Below are 23218 nucleotides of genomic sequence, written 5' to 3'. Positions count from 1 at the left end.
GCCATCCGTGAAAGAAGCGGGGCCAGAGGGAGGAGGCAGGCAGCACATGGGCGCGTTGGTCGTAGAACGAACGGGTGCAGGCGTGGTCGTGCGCGCGGAGGACGCGCGTGCGCCGATGGCGCCGCCGTTCACCCTGGCGGACGGGCGCACGCAGGTCTACGTCGATGAGACCGCGCTGTCCGTCTTCGACCAGCTCGAACCCGAGGTGCTGGCGCGGCTGCGCGCCGAACTGCGTCCCGAAGGCGTCGGCCTACCCGCGATCAGGTTGCTCTCGCCCCGGGCGGGCCTCGCCGCCCCGAACGGTTCCCGGCCGCTGGCCCTGAGGCTGTCCGAGGCGCTCGACGTCGAGGTCCTCGCCCCCGACGGAGAACTCGTCATGCTTCCCGGCGGCGAGCTCTTCTCCGCCGGTGAGCAGACCGGCTGGGTCGGCTTCCGGCCCGGATCGTCGAAGCTGCACGACGGACCCCGCTATCCCGTCCCGGAGTGGCAGGACGGGCTGTCCGCCAGCCTGCGAACCCGGCCGATCGACCCGCGCATCAGCATCACACCCATCCCAGCTGGCGTCTGGGTGCGCGCCGCCGGGCAGCCGCCCAGACCACACGGAGACATCGGTTTCCGGGTTCCGCTGTCCCGCAACCGGCTGGCGATCGTCGTCGGAGCGCCCGGCGAACCACTGCCCGCCGCTGAAGCGCTCGCCGCCTTCGTCGGTGGCCTGCCCACCCCGCTGCGCGAGACGTTCGGCCTGATCGGGTACGGGCCCGAACCGGTGAGCGTGCGGCCCATCGCGCAACAGCTCGCCGAACTGATCGGGCAAGCGGTGCACGGCTGCCACGCCGTGCCCCAGTACCTGCCGGAAGGTGGGCAGACGTGGCTGGTCCACGACGCCTCGGGTGAACCCACCTGGCTGCCGTTCGTGCTGGAGAGCACCTACCAGCCCGGAGCCCCGCCGATCCCGCGCAACTGGCTGCCACCGGTGTCCGGGCTCACCGGCGCCGGCGCCGGCACCTTCTGGTTGCAGGACGGTTGGCTCGTCGACGTCCTGGCCGCCGGACTGCTCGTCCGTCCGGTTCGCGTGCCGGTCGACCCGGTCGCCTCGCGACTGCCGATCTCACCGGATGCGGTCAACCTCGTGGTCAGCTCGGCCGGTGGTCCGCCGCCCGAGCGCGTCCTCCTCGCGGTGGAACGCCTCGCCAACGACCTGCCCGCCGCCGCCCGCGAACGCCTCCGGCTGATCGCGACGCCGCACACCGGACCGGACCACCTGGGGCGTCTCGCCGCGTCGCTGCAGGTGGACGTGCACGTGCTCGGAACCGCAGGACCTGGACCGGCCATCTCGGTCACCCCGAACGCGCCGCTGCGCTCGCACCCCTGGGAATCCGGTGCCGGTGCGCTGCCGGCCGGCGTCACGGGACATCCGGTCGCGTGGGTCCCCGCTCCTCCGAGCGGCGTTTCGTCAGCACCCCGCCGCGCCGACCCGACCGCAGCGCAGGTCACGTCGCAGCTGCCGATGGCGTCGGCGCTACCCGTCTCCCCTGATCCCGGTGTTCCGGCGGTTGAGCCGGAGGCCGCGCACTCCGCCGAGTCACCGCAACCGCTACGTCACCAGTCGACCGAACCGCTGCGCATCGTCTTCCCGGTGACCGTCGACGCCGAAGGCCGGATGCGGCCCGTCGGTGACGGATGGCGTCCCGGTGAACCGGGCGCAGCGGCGCCGGCGGTACCAGCCGTTCCGGAGGTTGCGGCTGCGGACGTGACCGCCGGTCCTCCGGCGCCCACCTCGCTGGGACCGGCCACGCCGCTCCCGAAGTTGTCACAACCGCAGTCGGCGGAACTTCCGGTGGTGGCGCCGACCCCGGTAGCAGAACGGGTCGAGCCGGTGGCGCTGCCGCACGTTGCGTCCGCCGCCGAGGCGGGAGTTCCAGCAGCGTCGCAGAACCCCGCAACACCGGAAAAGCCGCACCAGGAAACGAAACCGGCGAGCCCGAGCCCCGTCGCGGTGCCCGTCACGGCGACGTCCGTGCAGATCCCGGTCGTTGCCTCCAGCACGCCGCTGCCGCCGATGAAGCCCGAGGAACCCGAGCCCGTTTCCGAACCGGCCGAGGAAGACGCGGCCCCAGAGCACCCGGAACCGACGCCTCCGAAGCTGACGTCCCCGAAACCCGCGCCCCCGGCACCCGTTGCGTCCGCCGCAGGACCACCACCGGCACCGGTCGCACCACTCGCGTCGATCGCACCGGCGGGAACACCTGCCGCACTACCCGTGACCCCGCCGGTGGCGCCCGCAGCGCAACCAGCCGCCCACGGCCCAGCACCGGTCGCGCCTGCCGCGGCCGCGAACCGGACGTCCTCCCCGGCACCAGCGGTTACCGCGCCGGTCGCACCGCCGGTTCACGCACCGGCCCCGCTGCCTGCTGCGGTCACCGCGGTGGCCACCGAGCCGAAGGCACCTGAGGTGCCGCACGTGGTGCCCAGCACGACCGGCGCGTCGGGAGCCGACGCAGTGAAAACCGGATCGTCCCAGGGCGAAACGGCTCCCGCCGCGGAATCTCAGCCCGCCGTGGCGCAGACGACGGCGGTCAACCTCGCCGAGCTCGACGTGGCCGTGGAACAGGTCGTCTCGACAGAAGCGGATTCCTTCCAGCAGGACACCGCCGCGATGGAAGACGCGGCCGCAACGGAAACGAGCGACGCAGCAGGCGTCGAGGTAGGCGCCGACGAGCAAGCCGACACCGAGCAGGCCGAGAGCGACGACCAGGTCGCCGCGGCCGTGCTGAAGCCCTTGCTGCTGATGGACCACTCCAGCACCGAGGCGGACCGCCAGCAGTTCAAGAAATCGCTGGGCTGGAAGTACGACGCGGCCACGCGCTCGGTGACGAGGCTGCTCGCAGAGCGGCCTGGACTGCGCGGCGGTATGCCGGTCGATGACGCGATGCTCACCGAACTCGCGGCCGTGCACGTGTTCGCCACCTCCGACCAGCGGGAACTCGTCGATGCGATCCGCACCGGCAACGCCGCCGCGCACTACCCGTTCATCTCCTGCCTGGCGGGCGGCCTGCGTCGGTTGCCCTCGTTGCAGGGCATGGTCGTGCGCGGTGGCCCTGGTGAGGCCGAGACCGTCGCGGATTACGTCGTCGGCAGCGAACTGGTCGAGCCCGCCCCGATGCTCGGCGTCTCCGACGAGTCCGCCGAGGTGCCCGGAGCGGTCGAACTGCTGATCTGGTCGGTGACGGCGCGACGCCTCGGCGGGCTCGCCGCCGACGAGAACTCCGCCGACGTGGTGTTCCCGCCCGCGACGTCCTACCGGGTGCTGGCCGTGGAAGCCGATGCGGGACGGGTCCTGCTCACCGAGGTCGGCAAGAAGCAGCGTTCCGAGGAGGCACGTCAGAAGCACGACGCGCGCGTGCTGGAACGGCTGACCGAGGCCGCCAAGAGCCGTGATGAGCGGACCGCTGCCGAGACCACCGCACCCGATCACGAGCGGTACTCGGTGCTGCTCGGTGAGCCGGCGAACCCGTTCGCCGAAGCCGCGGGGATCGAGAGGTGAGCCCGGAACCACCCGAGATGCACCGGCTGCTGCTGCAGCTCGCGGGACGCCTCCCGGACGGCGAACTCGCCGTGCTGCGCACCTGCCTGGCCGATGACGAGCTCGACGAGATCGCCGACTCGCTCATCGCCGTGGTCGGCCGAGGACTGGCGCTGACCGAGCCCGAGATCGAACTGCTCACCGCTCTGGCGCGAGCGAACGCCATCGATCCCGCTGCGCTGGTCGAGGCACCGCGAGCCGCCGAACCGCCACCGTGGCGGTTCAGCGAACGAGCGCCGGACGCCGCGGACGCGGCCGCGGTGCGCTCCGCCGAGCGGGTCGGGGGAGTGCGGGCGCTGTGGCGGAGCGGCCGGGTGTCGGCGGAGAGCACCGAACCGGTCTACCTCGTCGAGTCCGAAGAGGACGCCGACCTCATCGAGCTCACGGCCGAGATCCAGCACGGCATCACCGAAGCCGGCGCGGAACCGCGAGTCGAGGTCTTCCGCGCCGGTGCCACTCCGACCACCTACCACGAGGCCGCGCTGGCGACTGCCGCATTGGTCTGGGACCCGGCACCGCCCGCCCGGCTGGCGCGCGTCTTCGACGGAGCCGACACCATCGGCAATCCGTTCTTCCGGCCCGACCACCCGCGCGCCGAAGCCGAGCAGCGGCGGCGCTTGCTCGACTACCTCGGTTCGGCGCCGATCGCGCTGGCCACCGAGCGCGTCATGCCCGACGTGATCGACCCGAACCGCACCCTGCCGCTGAACTTCCGCTCGGACGGCACCTGGATCTGGAACGACGCGGTCTGCTACTACCTCGACCGCTACCACCTGGCACCAGATCCCGACCTGGTCGCGCACGTGATCATCGCGTCTCCGGAACCTCCCGAACTCGGCAGGCTGGGCCTGCACCGCGCGATCGGCGTGCTCACCGCGCCGTCGAAACCAGAACCGGCAGAAGAACAACTGGGGCGAGAATGACCAACACCCGATCGATGCTGTCGGTCTCCGCGACGGCCCCGGACTCGTTCCGCACCATCGGCGATGCGATCGCCGCGGCCACCACCGGCGACGTGATCTCCATCCAGCCCGGGACCTACGCCGAGTCGGTGGTGCTCAGCCGCGATGTCACGCTGTCGGCAGCGGGTGCGGCAGGGGGCGTGCGCATCGAGTCCACCGGTGATCCGGCGATCGTGATGGCCGCCGAGACCGCTGTCCTGTCCGGCCTGGTCCTCGTCCACAGCGGGGCGGAAACCTCGGCGATCGACGTCTCCACCGGGCGCCTGCGGCTGGAGGAATGCCGGGTCGAGGCCTCCTCCGCAGCCGCGCTCTACGCGCACGGCCAAGCGGAGGCGAGCGCCAACGGAACCGAGTTCACCAACCCCGCGGGCGCGGGCGTGATCGCCATCGACGGCGCCGAGGGGCACTTCGGCAACTGCACGATCAGCGACGTCAAGGCCGCTGCGGTGGTGATCCGCACCGACGCCGATCCGCAGTTCGTCGGCTGCACCATCGCTGATGCCGAAGGCAGCGCCGTGCTGGCCGCCGAACGGGCCCGGGGCGCGATGCGCGATTCGCGGATCGTCCGCTCCGGCAACCCCGCCGTGGTGGTCGAGGGCAACAGCTCCTTCCGGCTCAGCGGCACGAGCATCGTCGAGACCTCGGGCGTCGGCCTGCTGATCGCCTCCCGGTCGACACCGCTCATCGAGGACTGCACCATCACCTCACCCGCAGCGCAGGGCGTGGTCCTGGTGCAGCAGGGCGAGCCCGAGATCCACCGGCTGCGCATCGAGAAACCAGCCGGGTACGGCGTGCACGTGCTCGAAGGCTCCAAGGGCGAGTTCAGCGAGTGCACCGTCCTGGACTCCCGTGACGCCGGTGTGTGGATCGCCGGTGCCTCGCCGTCCTTCTCCGGCCTCGACGTGACGGGCGCGGGTGCGGCCGGTGTGGTCGTGACGGAGAACGGTTCCGGGACCTTCCGGGAGCTGACGCTGCGGCACCCGGCCGGTGCCGGCATCGAGGTGCGCGGATCGAAGGCGACCGTTTCAGGCGGAGCCATCGCCGAGGCGGCGAGCGATGCGGTGCTGCTGGCCGAGAAGGCAGGCATCGAGATCGAGGACGTCGCCATCACCGCAGCCGGGGGAGTCGGCGTCCGCACCACCGAGCAGAGCTCGGCGGAGCTGCGCGGCGTGACCGTCGCGGGCAGCGGCGGGACGGCGGTGCTGGTCTCCGACGGCCAGTCGGTGCTGCGGGGCTGCGACCTCTCAGACGCCGGTGAGCACGGCGTGAAGGCCTCCGGAACCTCCTCGGTGGCCCTGGAACAGACCCGCATCCGCGGCTGCGAGGGCAACGGCCTCGAGTGGGCCGCGGGTTCCTCCGGTGTGCTCGACCGGTGCGAGATCTCCGGCAACGCCGCCGACGGCATCGTCGTCGGTTCCACCGAGTCGATCAGCGTCCGCGACACCGTCACCAAGGACAACGGTGGCGCCGGTGTGCGGCTGCAGGTCCGCCGCGACAACGTGCGGCTCAGCGGCATCACCAGCGCCCAGAACGGCGACCCGGAGAGCGATTCGGGTGAAGCGGCGCCCGAGCCGGACGACACGCAGCGGTTCGGCAGTTCCCGCAGCGCGGGCGAGGCCCCGTCGAGCGACTCCGGCCGCGAACCCGCCGCACTCGTCCAGGCCGAGCGGAGCTCCGAAGGCAGGCTGGGCGAGCTCCTCAGCGAACTCGACTCGCTGGTCGGCCTGACCGACGTCAAGCGCGAGGTAGAGGTCCTGACCCGTCTGGAACAGATGGCGGAGAAGCGCGCGGCGGTCGGCCTGCCGATGCCGCCGATGAGCAGGCACCTGGTGTTCGCGGGCTCGCCCGGTACCGGTAAGACGACGGTCGCCCGGCTCTACGGCCAGATCCTCAAGGAGCTCGGCGTGCTGCGCACCGGCCAGCTGGTAGAGGTGGGGCGCGCGGACCTGGTGGCCAGCGTCGTCGGAGGCACCGCGCTGAAGACGACCGAGTGCTTCGAGAAGGCGCTCGGCGGCGTGCTGTTCATCGACGAGGCCTACGCCCTCTCCGGAGGGGGTGGCGGTGGCGCCGACTTCGGGCAGGAAGCGGTGGACACGCTGGTCAAGCTCATGGAGGACCACCGCGAGGACGTGGTCGTGATCGTGGCCGGCTACACCGTGGAGATGCGGAAGTTCCTGGCCACCAACCCGGGCCTGGGATCCCGGTTCTCGCGGACGATCGAGTTCGCCGACTACAGCAACGACGAGCTGGTCACCATCGTCGAGGGCATGTGCCGCGCCAACGACTACCGGTTGGAGTTCGAGACCCGCGAGGCGGTGTTCGGCCACTTCGCGAAGTACCCGAGGGACGAGGCGTTCGGCAACGGCCGCACCGCGCGCAAGGTGTTCGAGGAGATGATCGGCCGGCAGGCATACCGCCTCGCCGACGACCCCGAGCTGAATCCGGTGGCCATGACCCGGCTGCTGCCGGAGGACATCGGCGCGCTGCCGGGCAGCGGCGTGGGGGCGGGTGCGGCCAACGCCGACACGGCCAAGGTGGAGAGCCTGCTCAACAAGCTGCACCACATGGTCGGCCTGGCCGACGTCAAGTCGGAGGTCGGCAACATGGTCGACCTGCTTGCCTCGGCCAAGCAGCGCCAGGCCGCCGGGCTCCCGGTTCCGTCGCTGAGCAGGCACCTGATCTTCGGCGGACCGCCCGGTACCGGTAAGACCACGATCGCCCGCCTCTACGGCGAGATCCTCGCCGCGCTGGGCATCCTGCAGCGCGGGCAGGTCGTCGAGGTCGGGCGTGGTGACCTGGTCGGCGAGTACGTCGGCCACACCGCGCACCGCACCACCGAGGCGTTCGACCGGGCGCGGGGCGGCGTGCTGTTCATCGACGAGGCCTACACGTTGTCCTCGCAGCGCGGCTCCAGCTCGGACTTCGGCCAGGAAGCCATCGACACCCTGGTCAAGCTGATGGAGGACCACCGCGACGAGGTCGTGGTGGTGGCCGCGGGTTACGAAGGGCAGATGGAGGAGTTCCTGGCGGCGAACCCGGGACTGTCCTCGCGCTTCTCGCAGCGGGTGCGCTTCGCCGACTACAGCAACGACGAACTGGTCACCATCGTCACCCAGCACGCCGCCGCGGCCGGCTACGAGTGCACCGGGCCGACGGTCGCGGCGCTGCGGGCGCACTTCGTGGCGACACCGCGAGGCCCGTCCTTCGGCAACGGCCGCTACGCCCGCCAGGTCATGGACGCGGCGGTCACCCGCCACGCCAAGCGACTGCGGCGCACGGCCTCCCCGACCCTGGAAGACCTCTGCCTGCTCCTGCCCGACGACGTCCTAGCCGCAGGCGAAGTGGCCAGCGGCTGAGGTCCGGCGCAAGGTCCGGAAATGGAGTGGACGGGTCGGCTAGCGTCGATGACGTGCTGGTGGAGCTCGCGGAACGGCACGGTCTCCGGGTGCGCGTCCTGGAGATCGACGAGACCGGGTGGGACTTCCGGGTCGGTCACGCCGTCGATGCCGACGGGACGCGCTGGGTGCTGCGCGCACCACGGCGACGCGAGGTCAGCGAGCTGATCGAGGGCGAGCGCCGCTTGCTGGAGCACCTGCGTCCGCGGCTGGCCGTGGACGTGCCCGACTGGGAGATCTGCACACCGGAGCTCATCGCCTACCGCAGGCTCGCGGGGCGGCCGCTGGGGCCGGAACACCCGAAAACCTTGGAATACCAGTGGTGGCGGGAACCGGCCGAGGAGTTCTTCACCGACCTGGGCGCGGTGATCGCAGAACTGCACCGCACCCAGGTCGGTGAGGCCGCAGGACTGGGCATACCCGTCTCAGGACATCGGGACCTCCGGGAGGAGGCCCACGATCACCTGAGGCTGGCGGAGGACATGCTGGAGGTGCCCGAGAAGAAGGCGGCGCGCTGGCGATCCTGGATCCACGACGATGCGTACTGGTCAGGGGCCGCGGATCTGCGCCTGGTCCACGCGGACCTGCACCCAGGGCATGCTCTGGTGGACGAAACCGGTCGTCTGACAGGTGTTCTGGACTGGACGGACGCCGCGGTCGACGACCCTGCGCTGGATTTCGTGGCCGCGCACAACGCGTTCGGCGAGCGCGGCCTGTCTCGGCTGCTCGCGGGGTATGCGCAGGCCGGTGGGAGCGTGCGAGCTGAATTCGTGTCGCATGTTCGGTTCCTCTCGGAGTTTCGCTTCTCGGTGTCGTTGGGCGTGTACGCGGTCGAATCGGGACGAGGTGGATTCCTGGAGATCGCGCAGCAGCGCCTTCTCGGGTGAGCGCCTGTGTTTTCCCACTCTGCAGTTGTCAAACAGCAAGTCGCCGAACGAAAATCCGCTCGTCGAACTGGTGTTTCAAGCGTGACCCGCCGCGTTCGAAAACGCTAGCGAATCGCCATCGCTAGATGGTGTGGACGAATCGGTCACGCTCCGAAACCGATTGACGTGGAAAGCGTTTCATCACTCGTCCGTGGAGTGACGCACCTCGGGTCGCTGCTGGTCACACGACGGGGATCGGGATCTCGAAGTGCACGGCCGGGCTGTGCGCCGGATCGGTGCGGCCGTCGTGGATCTCCTTGGCGATGCTGCGCCAGAACGGCTCCGCGCCGTCGACGGAGGCGTTGGTGTGCAGGTAGATCGTCTCGTAGCCGGGGGTGAGTGCGACGAACCTGCAGGCCATGTCGACCAGCTCCCGGGCCAGCCCGTGGCGCCGGTGCTCGCGGCGGACGTAGACGCGGAAGATCTGCGCGGTGGTGCCCGACGGGTAGCGCTCGGCGAGCCACGGGGCGTGCGGCGGGCTCTGCGGGCCGTCGGAGCGGACGGCGGTGGTCGCGACGACCTCGTCGTCCAGCGCGGCGACGAACAGTGCCTGCCTGGAGTTGTCGAAGTAGGCGGTGTCCATGTCGATGACGTCGCCGTGCCAGCGGGCGTTGTAGCCGTGGCCGAACTCCAGGTAGAACGTGTCGAGCATGACCGACCTCGCGCCGGCGGCGTCCGCCCGGGTGGCCTCGCGGACCACGTAGCGACCGGCCTGTCGTTCCTCGAGCTGGACCACGGCGACCTCCCTCATCGGAAATAGACTTTGAAAATCATATTCAATTAGCGGTTGGCCATGTCTCCCGGCCTGCGAGATCCGCCGTGAGCAGGGACGGGTGGTCTCGTGCTGCGGCGGTGAGGACGTCGGCAGTGAGCCCGCGCTCGACCACGCGGCCGTCGTCGAGCACCACCACCCGGTGCGCGAGACCCGCGACACCGGTCACGTCATGGGTGATGACCAGCAGGGCGCAGCCGGTGTTGTGCTACAGCTTGGCCAGCACGTCCAGCAGGTCCGCGCGTCGCCTCGCGTCCAGGCCGGAGGTGATCTCGTCGCAGATCAGCACGCCTGGCTCGGCCAGCACCGCGCGCACCAGGGCGGCGCGCTGCGGCTCCCCGCCGGACAGGCCCGCAGGGGCCCGCATCGCGGCCGACTCGCCGAGCCCCAGCTGCGCCAGCTCCTACGGCATCTACCTCGGCGCGGCCTACGCCGCGCAGCTCCCGGACCGGGTCGGGCGGATGGTGCTCGACAGCGTGGTGAGCCCGGACCGCTGGCACGACTTCGACGTGCGGCAGGCCTTCGGGGTGCTCGACCAGCGCGACGTCCTCTTCGAATGGATCGCCGCCCACCCGGAGTTCGGCCTCGGCGACACGAAGCAGCAGGTGGGGGAACGGTATTCGGCTGCGCGCGCCGGACTGACCGGCGAATTCGGGCCCGCGGAGTTCGACAACCTCGTCTACGAGACCCTCTCGCGCACCGAGCGCTGGGAGCCCTTCGCCCGCGACCTCGCCGCGCGCCTGCACCACGGAACACCGCTGAGCCCTGCCCTTCCCGAACCTGACCCGGAATCGCGCAACTACGAGGCCGCCCTGCGCACCGTCAAGTGCGCCGACAGCAGACGTCCCACCGAGAGCGAGGTCATCGGCTCCACCCGGGCGTTGCGCGCGGCCGACCCCGAACCGGTCCTCACCGGACTCGAAGCCGCCACCTGCGCGTACTGGCCGAAGCCCGGTGAGACGGCGCGGTTCGGCCACCCGGCGATGCCGCCGGTCCTGCTCACCCAGGCCGTCCACGACCCGACCACTCCGCTCGACGGCGCCCGACGGATGCAGGCCAGGTTGCCCGGCGCGCGGATGGTGACCCTGCACGACTCCTACTCGCACGGCGCGTTCGCCAGCCAGCGCAACGCCTGCGTGGACGACGCGGCCGCGGAATACCTGCTCACCGGGTCGCTTCCGACGCGCGACGTGGATTGTCGGGGACCGGGCCTACCGTGAACCCACCCGAACCGGACGTGCGCTCACCCCGGCTGTGACAGGCTCCCGGTGCGGGTTGCGCACCGGGACTGGAGGAGCCGATGAGCCGAGCGGACATCATGGACATGGCCGTCGCCGAACGCACCGACCTCGCCGATTACCTCGCCACGCTCACCCGCGAGCAGTGGGAGGAGCCGAGCCTGTGCGCGGGCTGGCGGGTGCGCGACGTGGTCGCCCACGCGATCAGCTACGACGACCTGACCTGGTCCGGGGTGCTCAAGAGGGCCGCCAGAGCGGGTTTCAAGCCGGGCGCGATCAACGATCTCGGCGTTGCCGAGTCCCGCGCCCGCAGCACCGACGAGCTGCTCGGACGGCTGCGCGCCCACCTCAAGCCCACCGGCCCGATCACCGTCATGGGCGGCATGATCGTCCTGACCGATGCCCTGATCCACCACCAGGACATCCGCCGCCCGCTCGGGCACCCGCGCGAGGTCCCGCCGGAACGCCTCGGCGCGGTGCTCGACCTGGCGTTCAATGCCCCACCCGTCGGAGCGAAGAAGCGCGGGGCCGGACTCCGGCTGGTGGCCACTGACCTGGACTGGAGCCGGGGCGAAGGCCCAGAGGTGCGAGGGCCGGCCGAAGCGCTGCTGATGACGCTGGCCGGCCGCTCAGCAGCCTTCATCGAACTGGAAGGCGAAGGCAAGACCACCCTCGCTGCCAGGCTCTAACCCCGCAGCGGCGGGATCGTGGGGACCTCGGAGGCGTTGGCGATGGCTTCCGGGGTGAGGCGGAACTGCTCGGGGTAGTGCTCGCGAGTGGTGCGGCGGGCCGGTTCGGTGGTGCGCCACATGTACAGGCAGCGCGGGCACTGCCGCACTTCCCAGACGCCCGGCACCGGTGAGGTCGTCACGGTGCGGATCTCCGGGTCGGCGCAGCGGGGGCAGATCGTCTGCATCGGTTTTCCTTTCTGCGCAGGATGTTTCAGCGGCCGGCGAGCAGGGAGCGCAGGCGGTCGGCCCACTCGGCGGTCTCGGGGAGGTCCTTGGTCGGGGTGCCGAAGTTGCCGCGCACGTCGGGCTTCACCGGAGTCGTCGCATCGATGATCATCTTGCTGGTCACCCCGGCCGGCTGCGAGGCCGGAGCCAGCTCCACCACCGACAGGTTCGGGATGACCACCACGTCGTCGGCGGGGTTGACCTTGGCCGACTGCGCCCACATGACCTGCGGCAGGTCGAACGGGTCCACGTCCTCGTCGACCAGGATCACCTGGCTGACGTAGCCCAGTCCGTGCGGTGTGGTCATCGCCCGCATGCCCACCGCCTTGGCGAAACCGCCGTAGCGCTTGGCCGTCGAGATGATCACCAGCAGTCCGTGGGTGTACATCGCGTTGACGGCCTGGACCTCCGGGAACTCCGCGCGCAGCTGCTTGAGCAGCGGGACGCAGGTGTTCGGCCCCACCAGGTAGTCGCACTCGGTCCAGGGCATGCCCAGGTACAGCGACTCGAAGATGGGGTTGGTGCGGTAGGAGATCCGCTCGATGCGCACCACCGGCATCCGCCTGCCGCCCGAGTAGTGCCCGGTGAACTCGCCGAACGGACCCTCGATCTGGCGCACCCGCGACTCGATGAAGCCCTCGATGACGACCTCCGAACCCCACGGCACGTCGAAACCGGTCAGCGGCGCGGTCGCGATGGGCATCGGCTCGCCGCGCAGCGCGCCGGCCATCTCGTACTCGGACTGGTCGTAGGCCATCGGCATGCCCGCCACGATCGGCACCACCGGGTCGTTGCCGAGGGTGATCGCCACCGGCAGGTCCTCGTCGAGCTCCTCGGCCTTGCGCAGGTGCTGGGCGATGTCGTGCATCGGCACCGGCTGCAGCGCCAGGCGGTCCTGGCCGATCACCTCGATCCGGTAGATGCCGAGGTTCTGCTTGTCGAGGTTCTCCGGCTCGTCCGGGTCGCGGGAGACCACGGCCGCCTTGTCCAGGTAGAAGCCGCCGTCACCGTCGTTGAGCCGGAACAGCGGCAGCACGTCGAACAGGTTCACGTCCTGGCCCGAGACGCTGTTCTCCCGCCACGGCGCGTCCTCCCGCCGGACCGGGGCGACCGGGAAGTCGTCCCAGCGGCGCGCGAACTCCTCGACCTGCTCGCGGGTGGAGGTCTCCTTCGGCAGGCCCAGCGCCATCGCGTGGTTGCGCCAGGAACCGTGCACGTTCATCGCGATCCGGACGTCGGTGAACCCGGTGACGTTGTCGAACCACAGCGCCGGGGCGCCCTCGCCGATGCGGCCCGCGGCGTTGGCGGCCGCCGCGAGATCCGGCTCCGGGGACACCTCCTCGCCGATCCGCAGCAGCTGCCCTTCCTTCTCCAGGGCGTCCAGGAACGACCGCAGGTCGTCGTAGGCCATCAGAACTTCTCCTTCGTGGAACTCAGGAAACCTTGAGCTTGGCGGCGCGCAGGCCTTCCCAGCGCTGCGCGGCGGGGGCGGGCAGGTCGAGCTGGTCGAGCACGCGAGCGGTGATGTGCTCGACGAAGTCGTCGATGGAGGTCGGGTTGTTGTAGAAGGCGGGCATCGGCGGCACGATCCGCACGCCCATCCGCGACAGGGCGAGCATGTTCTCCAGGTGGATCTCGCTCAGCGGCGTCTCGCGCGGCACGATCACCAGCGGACGGCGCTCCTTGATCGTCACGTCCGCCGCGCGCGCCACCAGCCCGTCGGCGTAGCCGGCGCGGATGCCGGCGAGGGTCTTCATCGAGCACGGCACGATCACCATGCCGTCGGTTCGGTAGGAGCCCGACGAAATGCTCGCCCCCTGGTCATCGGGGTTGTAGACGACGTCGGCGAGCTTGCCGATCTCCCTGACGCCCAGCCCGGTCTCCAGCTCCACGGTGGCCCGCGCCCAACGGCTCAGCACCAGGTGGGTTTCCACCTCGGGCAGCTCGCGCAGCTGTTCCAGCAGTCGCACACCGAGCGGCGCCCCGGTCGCTCCGGTCATCCCCACGACGAGTCGCACGCTTCTCCTTTTCGGTCATCTTGCGCGGATGACTCCACGCTAAGCGCCGACAACGCAGGTGAAGGGGTATGCTGACGACAAGCGATGGGAAGAATCGGACAGCCTGCTGATGACCGAGATCACCGACGTCGCCTACCGGCCCGGCTTGAACGCCCCGATCGGCATGGACGTCATCGACTTCGCCGAGCTGCGCTCGCGCGCCAGGAATCGTCAGATCGACCTGGCGGGGCCGCAGCGCCCGGACTTCCACCACCTGATCCACGTCCACGCCGACGCCGACGCGCTGCCGCACACCGTCGACTTCACCGAGCACGTCATCCCACCCGGCGGCTGGCTGTGGGTGCGGCCCGGCCAGGTGCACCAGTACGGCGCGCTGACGCGCTCGCGCGGCACCATCGTCATCTGGAGCCCCGGCTTCGTCACCATCGACCCACCACCGCCGGAAACCCCGGTGCTGCCAGGAGAACCGGTGCGCAACGCGGTCGACCTGGCGCTTCGGCACCTGATCTCCGACTACGCGGACCTGGGCTCGATGACGCTGGAAGCGCACAACAGGTCGCTGCGCATGCTGCTGGAGGTGCTGCTGCTGCGGCTGGCCCACGCCCGCTCGACGCCCCCGGCGTCCAACCCGGCGAACGGGCCGTTCGAGCGCTTCCGCGCCGCGGTGGAACGCGACTTCACCCGCACCCACCGCGTCGCCGACTACGCCGCCGACCTCGGCTACAGCACCCGGACCCTCACCCGCGCGACGCTGTCCGCCACCGGCCGCACGGCCAAGTCCTACCTGGACGCCCGCATCGTCCTGGAGACCAAGCGCATGCTGGTGCACAGCGACCGGGCCTCAGCCGACATCGCCCGCCACCTCGGGTTCAGCACACCGGGGGACTTCAACAAGTTCTTCCGCAAGCACGACGGCAGAACACCCCTGACCTTCAGGTCCCAAGCCCGAGGAACCCCGGCCTGACCGCGACTACGCGGCTTCGGCCAGTTCCGCGAGGAACCGCGCGACGTCCGAACTTCCGCTGACCGCGCGGCCGTGGTCGAAGCGGAAGACCGGGGGCATCTCGACGCCCAGCGAGCGGACCCGGTCGAGCTCGGCGCGCAGGGAATCGGCCCCACCGGTCGGTGGGGCGACGCCGACGTCGTCGGCCAGGGCCTCGAGGGTGTGCGGGTCGGCGATGTTGAGCCCGTCGGTGAAGTAGGCGCGGAAGAGGCGCTCGGCCATCTCCTCACCCCTGTCCTGCTCGGACGCGGCGGCGAGCAGGCGGTGCGCGTCGAAGGTGTTGGTGAAGATCGCACGCCGCAGGTCCACCCGCAGACCGTCCTCCGCGCCGAACGTCGACTCCGCGATCTCGCGCGCGACCGCTGCTCCGCGCTCGCGCTCGTGCACCTCGAACAACGGCTCGCCTCCCGGTGATGCCTGCGGTCGCAGCTGGAACGGCGCGAAGCGCACCACCACCTCACCACCGGTTCGCCGGTGCTCCTCGACGGCGCGCAGGAATCGCGTGAACCCCAGGTAGGAGTGCACGCACACGAAATCGAGCACGACCTCCACGTGCCGGCGCATCACCACGCCACCTCGCCGTGGCGGGAGTGGAAGCCGCCGGTGGGGCCGTCGGGGCCGATGGTGGCCATCCGCACGATGATCTCCGCGCCTTCGGCGACGGTCTGCACACCTCGGTGGCCGTTGAAATCGGTGGCGGTGAAACCGGGGCACGCGGAGTTGACCCGCATCGCGGGGAACGCCTGGGCGTACTGCGCGGTGATCATGTTCAGCGCGGCCTTCGCCGAGGAGTAGACCGGCACCGGGATCCAGTGCGGATCATCCGCGGTGGGGTCGGGTTTCGCCGCGGCGGCGATCGATCCGAGGCGGCTGCTGACGTTGACCACCACCGGGTTCCGGCTCGACTCCAGCAGCGGCAGGAACGCGTTGAGCACCCGCACCGGGCCGAAGAGGTTGATCTCGTAGGCGGCGAGCAGGTCCTCGGGGGAGGCCTCACCCGGTGGCAGCACCGACCCGGGAACGCCCGCGTTGTTGACCAGCACGTCCAACTCGTCGAGGCTCTCGGCCGCCGCGCGCACCGAGTTCTCACTGGTCACGTCGATGGTCAGCGGAACCGCTCCGATCGCGGCCGCCGCCTCCGCGCCGCGCTGCGGGTCGCGCGCCCCGAGCAGCACGGTGTGCCCGATCTCGACCAGTCTCCGGGCGGTTTCCAGGCCCAGGCCGCGGTTGGCCCCGGTGATGAGCGTCGTCGTCATGCCTCCACCCTGCGCCGCCGGGCCGGTCGGACCCGATGCAGCGCGCTTCCTGGGACTGCCGGTACCACCCGCGCCGGTCGGGAGCAGGCGATACTGGAGCGATGACCGAACAACCCGGTGAGCTCGGCGCGACGCTGCGAGGCTGGCGGGACCGGCTCGTCCCGGCCGGTGCGGGACTCCCGGCCGGGCTCGGACGCCGGGCCAAGGGGCTCCGGCGCGAGGAGCTCGCCCTGCTCGCCGGCATCTCGGTTGACTACGTCGTCCGCCTCGAACAGGGACGTGCCAACCCGTCGGCGCAGGTCATCGGCGCACTGGCCAGAGCGCTGCGGTTAACCGGGGCCGAACGCGACCACCTGTTCGTGCTCGCCGGGCAGCCCGTTCCCACCAGCGGGCGCAGCGCACCGCACCTGACCCCGAGCTTGCAGCGGCTGCTCGACCAGTTGCGCGGCGTCCCCGTCGGCGTGTTCGACGCGGGATGGACCCTCACCGCCTGGAACCCGCTGTACGCGGCGCTGTTCGGCGATCCGTCCGCGTCGCCGGTGCGGGAGCGCAACGTCGTGTGGGCCCACCACGCGGGTCTGCCGACGCGGGTGCGCCCGACACCAGAGTTGACCACCATGTTCGAGGAGAGGACCGCAGCCGACCTGCGCAGCGCGGCGGCCCGCTTCCCGGCTGATGTCGAACTGCGGAAGCTGATCGAGGACCTGCGCGGGTTCCCGCGCTTCGCCGAGCTGTGGAACTCGCGCGAGGTCGGCGAGCACGTGTCCCACTCCAAGATCGTCGACCACCCGGAGCTCGGCCCGATCCCGGTGGACTGCGACGTGCTGGAGGTGCCCGCGAGCGATCTGCGGCTGACCGCCTACACGGTCCCGGACGGCGAGGCGGCGAACCGGCTGCGGCTGCTCGACGTGCTGGGCGTCCAGACGCTCACCTGAGGCAGGAGCTGTCGGAAGCCGCCCGGTCGGGATGGGTGAGCACGAGCCCGTGAGCGGTCGGCTCGAGGTCGGTGCCGATCGGGTAGAGGGTGCCTCCGAGGGCCTCGGCTCGCCGGTGCCAGCGCTGGTTGCGGCGCAGCCGATCCGGCAGCCAGAACGGGTCGGTCTGGCCCGCCGCGTCGGAGAGCACGTCGAACAGCCACACCAGGTCGTCGTCCGGGACCCGCAGGCGGGGGCGGGTGAACGACGAGCGGCGGTGCGGGAACAGCAGGCCGATGCTCGTCTCGCTGAGGTCGCGCTCGGTGATCTCCGGCATGGTGGCGGCCAGGAACTCGTCCAGCGCGCGGTCCGGCAGGAAGTAGTCCGCCCACACCTTGTGCACCCGGTTCCACCCGGCCGTCACGAACGGCTCGTAGCGGCGGTCGGTGCTGATCGCGAACTCCCAGTAGGACACGTCCCAGGTCTGCGGCACCACCCCGAGGCCGCGCAGCAGGTGCGCGTCGTCCGGCGGCCGGTCCGGGTGGTGGTAGGCGGTGAAGCGCAGCCGGTAGCGGTCGCGCCGCGGGGGGAACCAGCGGATCAGCACGTCGTCGACCTCGTCGCGCCGGACCAGCACGCGGGCCACGTCCACGGCCTCCTGCAGCGACGGGAAGTCCGCGTCGTAGACCCGGGCCACCGGTGGGACCGGGGTCAGCGCCAGCCGGGCGCGGGTGATGATCCCCGCGCCGCCGAGCCCGCCCAGCGCGGCCCGGAACAGCTGACCTCCGCTCTCCGGGGCGCACCAGTGCACGGCACCGTCCGGGGTGACCACCTCGACCGCCAGCACCCGGTCAATGATCGCTCCCTCGCCGTGCACGCTGGAAATCCCGCCGACGCTGAGCACTCCACCCGTGCTCAGCTGCAGGTACCCGGTCGGGCCCGAGGCCAACCGGAGCCCGCGCAACCAGGCCTGCCAGACGACGTCGCGCAGCAGGACCCCGGCCTCGACGTCGGCGAAGTCGTCGGTGACGGCGTGGATGAGGTCGAGGCCGCGCATGTCGACCTGGATCCCGCCGGTCGGGCACAGCGCCTGGCCGCCGGTGGTGTGCAGGGTGCCGTGCGCGCGCAGCGGGACGCCGTTGCGCGCGCACCAGGCGGCGGTGAGGGCCACGTCGGCGGTCGAGCGCGGGTGCAGGATCGCGGCGGGCCTGCGGTCGACGACGTTGCCCAGGTCCGAGGCGTGCAGCTCGTCCCCGTCGGTGACCAGAACACCGCGTCCGGGCAGTTCGGGGAAGGTGGAGAGATCCGGCGTGCCCGAATCCATTTCCGATCGCTCCCCCCGTGGACGAAGTCGGCTGGTCCAAATCGGAGTCCATCGTGCGGAACTGGGCTTTCCCCGTGCTTTCTCGCCTGGTGGGGGTCGGTGCCGAGCCGTGCGGTGACGGCTTCCAGACATTCACCTGTTCGTCCTGGTTTCGGGCCTGCCGACGGAGGAGGATGCCGCTGACGTCTCCCCGGCTCGTCGGGGCAGTGGGACCGGGGACAAGCAGCGGAAGGAAAACGGTGTGAAGACAGCTCGGTTCGGCCGTCTGACGGCGCTGGGGACAGCCGTGCTGGCCGTGGCCGCGGTGGTGGCGGTTCCGGCCGCGTCGGCCGCCCCGGAAACCACGCAGGTCCGGCTGATCACGTTCAACGACCTGCACGGCAACCTCGAACCCCCGGCCGGCTCGTCCGGCCGCGTCACCCTGCCCGACGGCAGCGCGGTCGAGGCGGGCGGCGCGCAGTTCCTGGCCACCCACGTGGCGCGGCTGCGCGGCGAGGTCGAGAACTCGTTGGTGCTCTCGGCCGGTGACAACGTCGGAGCCTCCCCGGTCAACAGCGCCCTGTTCCACGACGAACCCACCGTCGAGTTCCTCAACCAGGTCGGCGTGTCGGCCTCGGTGGTCGGAAACCACGAGTTCGACGAGGGATTCGCCGAGCTCGAGCGGATGTCCGATGGCGGGTGCCACCCCGTCGACGGCTGCCAGTTCCGGGAGACGTTCCCCGGAGCGGACTTCGAGCAGCTGGGCGCCAACGTCACCCACGAGGACGGGCGTCCCGCGCTCAAGCCCTTCGACGTGCAGAACGTCAACGGCACCCGCATCGGCATCATCGGCGCAACGCTGGAGGACCTGCCGTCGGTGGTCGCGCCCGGAGCCATCGAAGGGCTGAAGTTCGGCGACGAGGTCGAGGCCATCAACCGCACCTCCCAGGCGCTCGACGCGATCGGCGTGAAGGCGCAGGTCGTGCTGCTGCACCAGGGCGACGGCACCGACGGCGGCGGTCCCGACGACTGCAAGCTGACCCCGGGCCCGGCCGCCGAGATCGCCAAGGCGTCTTCGCCGAACGTCGACCTGATCTTCAGCGGTCACAGCCACTCGCAGTACAACTGCACGATCAACGACCCGGCGGGCAACCCGCGCCAGCTCCTGCAGGGGGCTTCCTACGGCCGGCTGCTGTCGGTCGCCGACCTGGAGGTGGACCGCCGCACCCAGGACGTCGTGCGCGCGGGGATCAAGGCGCGCAACGAGATCGTGACCCGCGACGTGCCCGCCGACCCGGCGGCCCAGGCGCTGATCGACGAAGCCGCGACCAAGGCCGCCCCGATCGCCAACCGCCCGGTCGGCAGCATCACCGGCGACCTGCCCCGCGCCGGGGCGCCCTCCGGCGAGTCACCGCTGGGCGACGTCATCGCCGACGCGCAGTTCGAGGCCACCGCCGCGAACTCGCCGCAGGTCGCCATCACCAACCCCGGCGGCCTCCGCGCCGACCTGCTCTTCCCCGGTTCACCGGCCGGTGAGGGCGACGGCGTGGTGACCTACGGCGAGGCGTTCGCGGTCCAGCCCTTCGGCAACATCATGCAGACCATGACGCTCTCCGGAGCCCAGCTCAAGGCCGTCCTGGAGCAGCAGTGGACGCCGGAGGAGACCAACGTGCTGCAGGTCTCGGCGGGTCTGCACTACAGCTACTCGGCGAGCGCGCCGATCGGCTCGAAGGTCACCGAGATCAGCATCAACGGCCAGCCGGTCGACCCCAACGCGCCCTACCGGATCTCGGTGAACAACTTCCTCGCCGGAGGCGGCGACGGCTTCACCGAGTTCACCAAGGGCACTGACATCGTCGGAGGCCCGGTCGACCTCGACGCCTTCCTCGCCCACCTCAACGCCCACCCCGGCATCGCCCCACCCCCGGCAGACCGGATCACCGCCCTCCCGTAACCCGCAGCAGATCACCACGACGGAACCCCGCCGGTCCCCGAACCCCGATGACGCCGGTAATCCGGCACCGGATTACCGGCGTAATCAGGGACCCGATTGCGGCGGTTTTCCGGGTGGTGGCGCAATACCCCGGTAATCAGGTCCGCGATTACCGGGGTATTCCGTTGTCGCACGGGGTGGTCGCCGCGGCCGAGGGGTTGATCGCCGCGGTTCGCGCGGTGGGGTCAGCCTTGGGTGGCGAGGGAGCGGAGGAAGAAGGCGAGGTTGGCGGGGCGTTCAGCGAGGCGGCGCATGAAGTAGCCGTACCACTCGTCGCCGTAGGCGGCGTAGACGCGGAGCTTGCCGCCCTCGGCGGCGATGCGCCGCTGCTCGTCCGGGCGGATGCCGTAGAGCATCTGGTACTCGAAGTCCGCCTCCGCCCGGCCGAAGCGGGCCGCCAGGTCACCGGCGATGGCGACCATGCGCGGGTCGTGCGTGGCGACCATCGGGTAGCCCTCGCCGCGCATCAGCACCTTCAGGCACCGCACGTAGGAGCGGTCCACTTCGGACTTGTCCTGGAAGGCCACCGATTCCGGCTCGGCGTAGGCGCCCTTGCACAACCGGACCCGCGAACCGGCCGTGGCCAGGTCCCGGCAGTCCTGCTCGGTGCGCCGCAGGTAGGCCTGCAGCACCGCGCCCACCCACGGGAAGTCCACGCGCAGATCGCGCAGGATCCCCAGGGTCGAGTCCGTGGTGGTGTGGTCCTCCATGTCCAAGGTGACCGTGGTGCCGACCGCGCTCGCGGCCTCGCAGATCAGCCGGGCGTTGTCCAGCGCGATCTTCTCACCGTCCTTGGACAGGAACTGGCCCACCGCGGACAGCTTCACCGACACCTCGGCCCGGTCGGCCAGTCCCTGCTCGGCCAGCACGCCGAGCACCCGCCGGTAGTCGCGGACGGTGGCGTCGGCCTGGCTCGCGTCGAGGGTGTCCTCGCCGAGCCGGTCCAGCGTCACGAACAGGCCCTGTTCGCTCAGCTCCCGGGTCGCGCGGACGGCGTCCTCGGGCGATGTGCCGGGCACGAAACGCCGCACCACGGGCTTGGTCAACGGGTTGGCCTCCACGAGCCGCCGCACCGAAGGCGAGCGACCGGCGGCCAGCAAAGCACTGCGCAACACCGAAATCTCCCCACGCTCAAGCTGATTCATCCAACCGAGGGCGCCCCGACCGGGCCGGGGCGCCCCGTCACGCTCATCCCATGTGGGGGTAGGTGTGGCCGGTAGGTGCGTCCCAGGTCTCCTTGATGGCCCGGGGGCTGGTCCAGCGCTGGATGTTGAGCAGCGAACCGGCCTTGTCGTTGGTGCCCGAGGCGCGGCTGCCGCCGAAGGGCTGGCGGGAGACGATGGAGCCGGTGGGCTTGTCGTTGACGTAGAAGTTGCCGGCCGCGCCGCGCAGCTTGCGGTGCGCCTCGTCGATGGCGGAGCGGTCGGTGGCGAAGACCGCGCCGGTCAGCGCGTAGGGGCTGGAGGAGTCCACGACGTCGAGGATCTGGGAGTACTGGGGGTCGTCGTAGACGTGCACCGCGATGATCGGCCCGAAGTACTCGGTGGTGAACACCTCGTCGGTGGGGTCGGTGCCCACCAGGACGGTGGGCTCGACGAAGTAGCCGGTCGAGTCGTCGTAGCCGCCGCCGGCGAGGACCTCGATGGTGTCGGTGGCCTGGGCGCGGTCGAGTGCGGCTTTGTGCTTGGCGAACGCGCGGGCGTCGATGACCGCGCCACCGAAGTAGGAGAAGTCGGTGACGTCGCCGAAGCGGATGGTGCGGGTCAGGTCGGCGAGTTCCTCGCGCAGTCCGCTCTCCCAGATCGAGCGCGGCACGTAGGCGCGGGAGGCCGCCGAGCACTTCTGGCCCTGGAACTCGAAGGCGCCGCGGGCGAAGGCGGTGGCCAGGGGTGCGGGGTCGGCGGAGGGGTGCACGACGATGAAGTCCTTGCCGCCGGTCTCGCCCACGATGCGCGGGTAGCTGCGGTAGGAGTCCAGGTTCTCGCCGATGGTGCGCCAGAGCTTCTTGAAGGTGGCGGTGGAGCCGGTGAAGTGCAGGCCCGCGAAGCCCGGGTCGGTCAGGGCGACGTCGCTGACGGCGTGTCCGTCACCGGTGACCAGGTTGATCACGCCCGGGGGCAGCCCGGCGGCTTCGAACAGCCGCATGGTGAAGTGCGCGGCGAACTGCTGCGACGGGGTCGGCTTCCACACCACGGTGTTGCCCATCAGCGCGGGCGCGGTGGGCAAGTTGCCGGCGATGGCGGTGAAGTTGAACGGGGTGATGGCGGTGACGAACCCGTCCAGCGGGCGGTAGTCCATCCGGTTCCACTCGCCGGGCACCGAGCGGGGCTGCTCGGCGATGATCTGGCGGGCGTAGTGGACGTTGAACCGCAGGAAGTCGATGAACTCGCAGGCGGCGTCGATCTCGGCCTGCTGCACCGACTTGGACTGGCCGAGGATGGTGGCGGCGTTGATGGTGTCGCGCCAGGGGCCGGCCAGCAGGTCGGCGGCGCGCAGGATGACCGCGGCCCGCTCGTCGAAGGGGGTCGCGGCCCAGTCCGCGGCGGCGTGCTTGGCGGCGGCCACCGCGTCGGCGACGTCGCTTCCGGTGGCTTGCGCGGCGGTGCCGAGCACGTGGGCGTGGTCATGCGGCTGCACCACGTCGAAGGGGTCGCCGCCGGCCATGCGCTGCCGGCCGCCGATGGTCTGGGTGAGCTCGATGCGCTCGGACTCCAGCTCGGCCACGCGCTTTTGCAGCGACTCACGTTCCGGCGATCCGGGCGCGTAGCCCTTGACCGGCTCGTTGTAGGGCACCGGCACCGAGGTGATCGCGTCCATGCCTGTTCCGCCTCCTTGAGACGCCGAGAGTGTGTTGATTGGAGGTTAGGGTTTGTCCGACGACTGGAGCTTGTCCAGTTGG

20 protein-coding genes are annotated in these 23218 nt (G+C 70.8%); 9 read left to right on the top strand and 11 right to left on the bottom strand.

From position 1 onward, the window contains the following. Window positions 1-46: 46 nt before the first annotated feature. The 4 genes from R4I43_RS09745 to R4I43_RS09730 are packed head-to-tail and all read left to right on the top strand — an operon-like array spanning window position 47 to window position 8827. The gene (locus R4I43_RS09745; RefSeq protein ID WP_324265239.1) at window positions 47-3544 is read left to right on the top strand and encodes a hypothetical protein; all 3498 of its coding nucleotides are present in this window, start codon (window positions 47-49) and stop codon (window positions 3542-3544) included. Further along, window positions 3541-4506 (top strand): hypothetical protein, encoded by a 966-nt coding sequence (locus R4I43_RS09740; RefSeq protein ID WP_324265238.1) that lies wholly within the window; start codon window positions 3541-3543, stop codon window positions 4504-4506. Before R4I43_RS09745 ends, R4I43_RS09740 begins: the two co-directional genes overlap by 4 nt. Continuing rightward, complete coding sequence (locus tag R4I43_RS09735) at window positions 4503-7901, top strand: right-handed parallel beta-helix repeat-containing protein (RefSeq protein ID WP_324265237.1); 3399 nt, start codon at window positions 4503-4505, stop codon at window positions 7899-7901. The genes R4I43_RS09740 and R4I43_RS09735 overlap by 4 nt, the downstream gene beginning before the upstream one ends. A gap of 26 nt (window positions 7902-7927) precedes the next feature. Then, the gene (locus R4I43_RS09730) at window positions 7928-8827 is read left to right on the top strand and encodes a macrolide 2'-phosphotransferase (protein ID WP_324265236.1); all 900 of its coding nucleotides are present in this window, start codon (window positions 7928-7930) and stop codon (window positions 8825-8827) included. A gap of 220 nt (window positions 8828-9047) precedes the next feature. Here the strand turns inward: R4I43_RS09730 and R4I43_RS09725 are convergent, their stop codons facing one another. The 3 genes from R4I43_RS09725 to R4I43_RS09715 are packed head-to-tail and all read right to left on the bottom strand — an operon-like array spanning window position 9048 to window position 10029. Then, window positions 9048-9602 (bottom strand): GNAT family N-acetyltransferase, encoded by a 555-nt coding sequence (locus R4I43_RS09725; RefSeq protein ID WP_324265235.1) that lies wholly within the window; start codon window positions 9600-9602, stop codon window positions 9048-9050. A 40-nt stretch (window positions 9603-9642) separates the two neighbouring features. Next, window positions 9643-9807 (bottom strand): hypothetical protein, encoded by a 165-nt coding sequence (locus R4I43_RS09720; RefSeq protein WP_324265234.1) that lies wholly within the window; start codon window positions 9805-9807, stop codon window positions 9643-9645. Window positions 9808-9846: 39 nt separating this feature from the next. Then, window positions 9847-10029, bottom strand: coding sequence for an ATP-binding cassette domain-containing protein (locus R4I43_RS09715; RefSeq protein WP_324265338.1), 183 nt, complete (start codon window positions 10027-10029; stop codon window positions 9847-9849). Between the two features lie 70 nt (window positions 10030-10099). Here R4I43_RS09715 and R4I43_RS09710 point away from each other — a divergent pair, with 70 nt between their 5' ends. Together R4I43_RS09710 and R4I43_RS09705 are read left to right on the top strand one after the other, a co-directional pair. Further along, window positions 10100-10858, top strand: a complete 759-nt coding sequence (locus R4I43_RS09710; RefSeq protein WP_324265233.1) for an alpha/beta hydrolase — start codon at window positions 10100-10102, stop codon at window positions 10856-10858. An 80-nt stretch (window positions 10859-10938) separates the two neighbouring features. Then, the gene (locus R4I43_RS09705; RefSeq protein WP_324265232.1) at window positions 10939-11565 is read left to right on the top strand and encodes a maleylpyruvate isomerase family mycothiol-dependent enzyme; all 627 of its coding nucleotides are present in this window, start codon (window positions 10939-10941) and stop codon (window positions 11563-11565) included. Here the strand turns inward: R4I43_RS09705 and R4I43_RS09700 are convergent. The 3 genes from R4I43_RS09700 to R4I43_RS09690 are packed head-to-tail and all read right to left on the bottom strand — an operon-like array spanning window position 11562 to window position 13850. Then, window positions 11562-11792 (bottom strand): non-oxidative hydroxyarylic acid decarboxylases subunit D, encoded by a 231-nt coding sequence (locus R4I43_RS09700; protein ID WP_324265231.1) that lies wholly within the window; start codon window positions 11790-11792, stop codon window positions 11562-11564. The genes R4I43_RS09705 and R4I43_RS09700 overlap by 4 nt on opposite strands. A gap of 26 nt (window positions 11793-11818) precedes the next feature. After that, a complete protein-coding gene (locus tag R4I43_RS09695; protein WP_324265230.1) occupies window positions 11819-13243 on the bottom strand; it encodes a non-oxidative hydroxyarylic acid decarboxylases subunit C in 1425 nt (474 codons plus the stop codon). 22 nt (window positions 13244-13265) lie between these two features. Next, the gene (locus R4I43_RS09690; RefSeq protein WP_324265229.1) at window positions 13266-13850 is read right to left on the bottom strand and encodes a non-oxidative hydroxyarylic acid decarboxylases subunit B; all 585 of its coding nucleotides are present in this window, start codon (window positions 13848-13850) and stop codon (window positions 13266-13268) included. Window positions 13851-13959: 109 nt separating this feature from the next. Here R4I43_RS09690 and R4I43_RS09685 point away from each other — a divergent pair, with 109 nt between their 5' ends. After that, window positions 13960-14814: a helix-turn-helix domain-containing protein gene (locus R4I43_RS09685; protein ID WP_324265228.1), complete on the top strand. Its 855-nt coding sequence runs from the start codon at window positions 13960-13962 to the stop codon at window positions 14812-14814. Between the two features lie 6 nt (window positions 14815-14820). Here R4I43_RS09685 and R4I43_RS09680 read toward each other — a convergent pair whose 3' ends face one another. Both R4I43_RS09680 and R4I43_RS09675 read right to left on the bottom strand, forming a co-directional pair. Beyond that, the gene (locus R4I43_RS09680; RefSeq protein ID WP_324265227.1) at window positions 14821-15417 is read right to left on the bottom strand and encodes a DsbA family oxidoreductase; all 597 of its coding nucleotides are present in this window, start codon (window positions 15415-15417) and stop codon (window positions 14821-14823) included. Continuing rightward, a complete protein-coding gene (locus tag R4I43_RS09675; protein ID WP_324265226.1) occupies window positions 15417-16109 on the bottom strand; it encodes an SDR family NAD(P)-dependent oxidoreductase in 693 nt (230 codons plus the stop codon). The genes R4I43_RS09680 and R4I43_RS09675 overlap by 1 nt, the downstream gene beginning before the upstream one ends. Window positions 16110-16210: 101 nt before the next feature. Between R4I43_RS09675 and R4I43_RS09670 the strand changes: the two genes are divergently transcribed. Next, window positions 16211-17044 carry a helix-turn-helix domain-containing protein gene (locus tag R4I43_RS09670; RefSeq protein WP_324265225.1) on the top strand — a complete coding sequence of 278 codons (834 nt, stop codon included), beginning with the start codon at window positions 16211-16213 and terminating at the stop codon, window positions 17042-17044. On the opposite strand, the gene R4I43_RS09665 is transcribed toward R4I43_RS09670, so the two are convergent. Further along, the gene (locus tag R4I43_RS09665; protein WP_324265224.1) at window positions 17037-18347 is read right to left on the bottom strand and encodes an FAD-binding oxidoreductase; all 1311 of its coding nucleotides are present in this window, start codon (window positions 18345-18347) and stop codon (window positions 17037-17039) included. The genes R4I43_RS09670 and R4I43_RS09665 overlap by 8 nt on opposite strands. Window positions 18348-18588: 241 nt before the next feature. Here R4I43_RS09665 and R4I43_RS09660 point away from each other — a divergent pair, with 241 nt between their 5' ends. Beyond that, window positions 18589-20280: a bifunctional metallophosphatase/5'-nucleotidase gene (locus R4I43_RS09660; protein ID WP_407691220.1), complete on the top strand. Its 1692-nt coding sequence runs from the start codon at window positions 18589-18591 to the stop codon at window positions 20278-20280. Window positions 20281-20504: 224 nt separating this feature from the next. Here R4I43_RS09660 and R4I43_RS09655 read toward each other — a convergent pair whose 3' ends face one another. Continuing rightward, window positions 20505-21434, bottom strand: a complete 930-nt coding sequence (locus R4I43_RS09655; RefSeq protein ID WP_324265223.1) for a proline dehydrogenase family protein — start codon at window positions 21432-21434, stop codon at window positions 20505-20507. Between the two features lie 73 nt (window positions 21435-21507). Continuing rightward, on the bottom strand, window positions 21508-23136 hold the full coding sequence (pruA, locus tag R4I43_RS09650) for an L-glutamate gamma-semialdehyde dehydrogenase (RefSeq protein ID WP_324265222.1): 1629 nt from the start codon (window positions 23134-23136) through the stop codon (window positions 21508-21510). Window positions 23137-23218: the final 82 nt, after the last annotated feature.

Origin of the sequence: Saccharopolyspora mangrovi (assembly GCF_035320975.1) — a bacterium.
Classification (GTDB): Bacteria; Actinomycetota; Actinomycetes; order Mycobacteriales; family Pseudonocardiaceae; genus Saccharopolyspora; species Saccharopolyspora mangrovi.
The sequence above is the reverse complement of the archived record's forward strand: the minus strand, read 5'-3'. Positions and strand labels throughout refer to the sequence as shown.

Bases quoted from the DNA above. Each gene is read 5' to 3' on its own strand.
- R4I43_RS09670 (WP_324265225.1), top strand. From the start codon at position 16,211: ATGACCGAACAACCCGGTGAGCTCGGCGCGACGCTGCGAGGCTGGCGG.
- R4I43_RS09695 (WP_324265230.1), bottom strand. From the start codon at position 13,243: ATGGCCTACGACGACCTGCGGTCGTTCCTGGACGCCCTGGAGAAGGAA.
- R4I43_RS09710 (WP_324265233.1), top strand. From the start codon at position 10,100: ATGGTGCTCGACAGCGTGGTGAGCCCGGACCGCTGGCACGACTTCGAC.
- R4I43_RS09705 (WP_324265232.1), top strand. From the start codon at position 10,939: ATGAGCCGAGCGGACATCATGGACATGGCCGTCGCCGAACGCACCGAC.
- R4I43_RS09700 (WP_324265231.1), bottom strand. From the start codon at position 11,792: ATGCAGACGATCTGCCCCCGCTGCGCCGACCCGGAGATCCGCACCGTG.
- R4I43_RS09745 (WP_324265239.1), top strand. From the start codon at position 47: ATGGGCGCGTTGGTCGTAGAACGAACGGGTGCAGGCGTGGTCGTGCGC.
- R4I43_RS09665 (WP_324265224.1), bottom strand. From the start codon at position 18,347: ATGGATTCGGGCACGCCGGATCTCTCCACCTTCCCCGAACTGCCCGGA.
- pruA (WP_324265222.1), bottom strand. From the start codon at position 23,136: ATGGACGCGATCACCTCGGTGCCGGTGCCCTACAACGAGCCGGTCAAG.
- R4I43_RS09685 (WP_324265228.1), top strand. From the start codon at position 13,960: ATGACCGAGATCACCGACGTCGCCTACCGGCCCGGCTTGAACGCCCCG.
- R4I43_RS09680 (WP_324265227.1), bottom strand. From the start codon at position 15,417: ATGCGCCGGCACGTGGAGGTCGTGCTCGATTTCGTGTGCGTGCACTCC.
- R4I43_RS09735 (WP_324265237.1), top strand. From the start codon at position 4,503: ATGACCAACACCCGATCGATGCTGTCGGTCTCCGCGACGGCCCCGGAC.
- R4I43_RS09675 (WP_324265226.1), bottom strand. From the start codon at position 16,109: ATGACGACGACGCTCATCACCGGGGCCAACCGCGGCCTGGGCCTGGAA.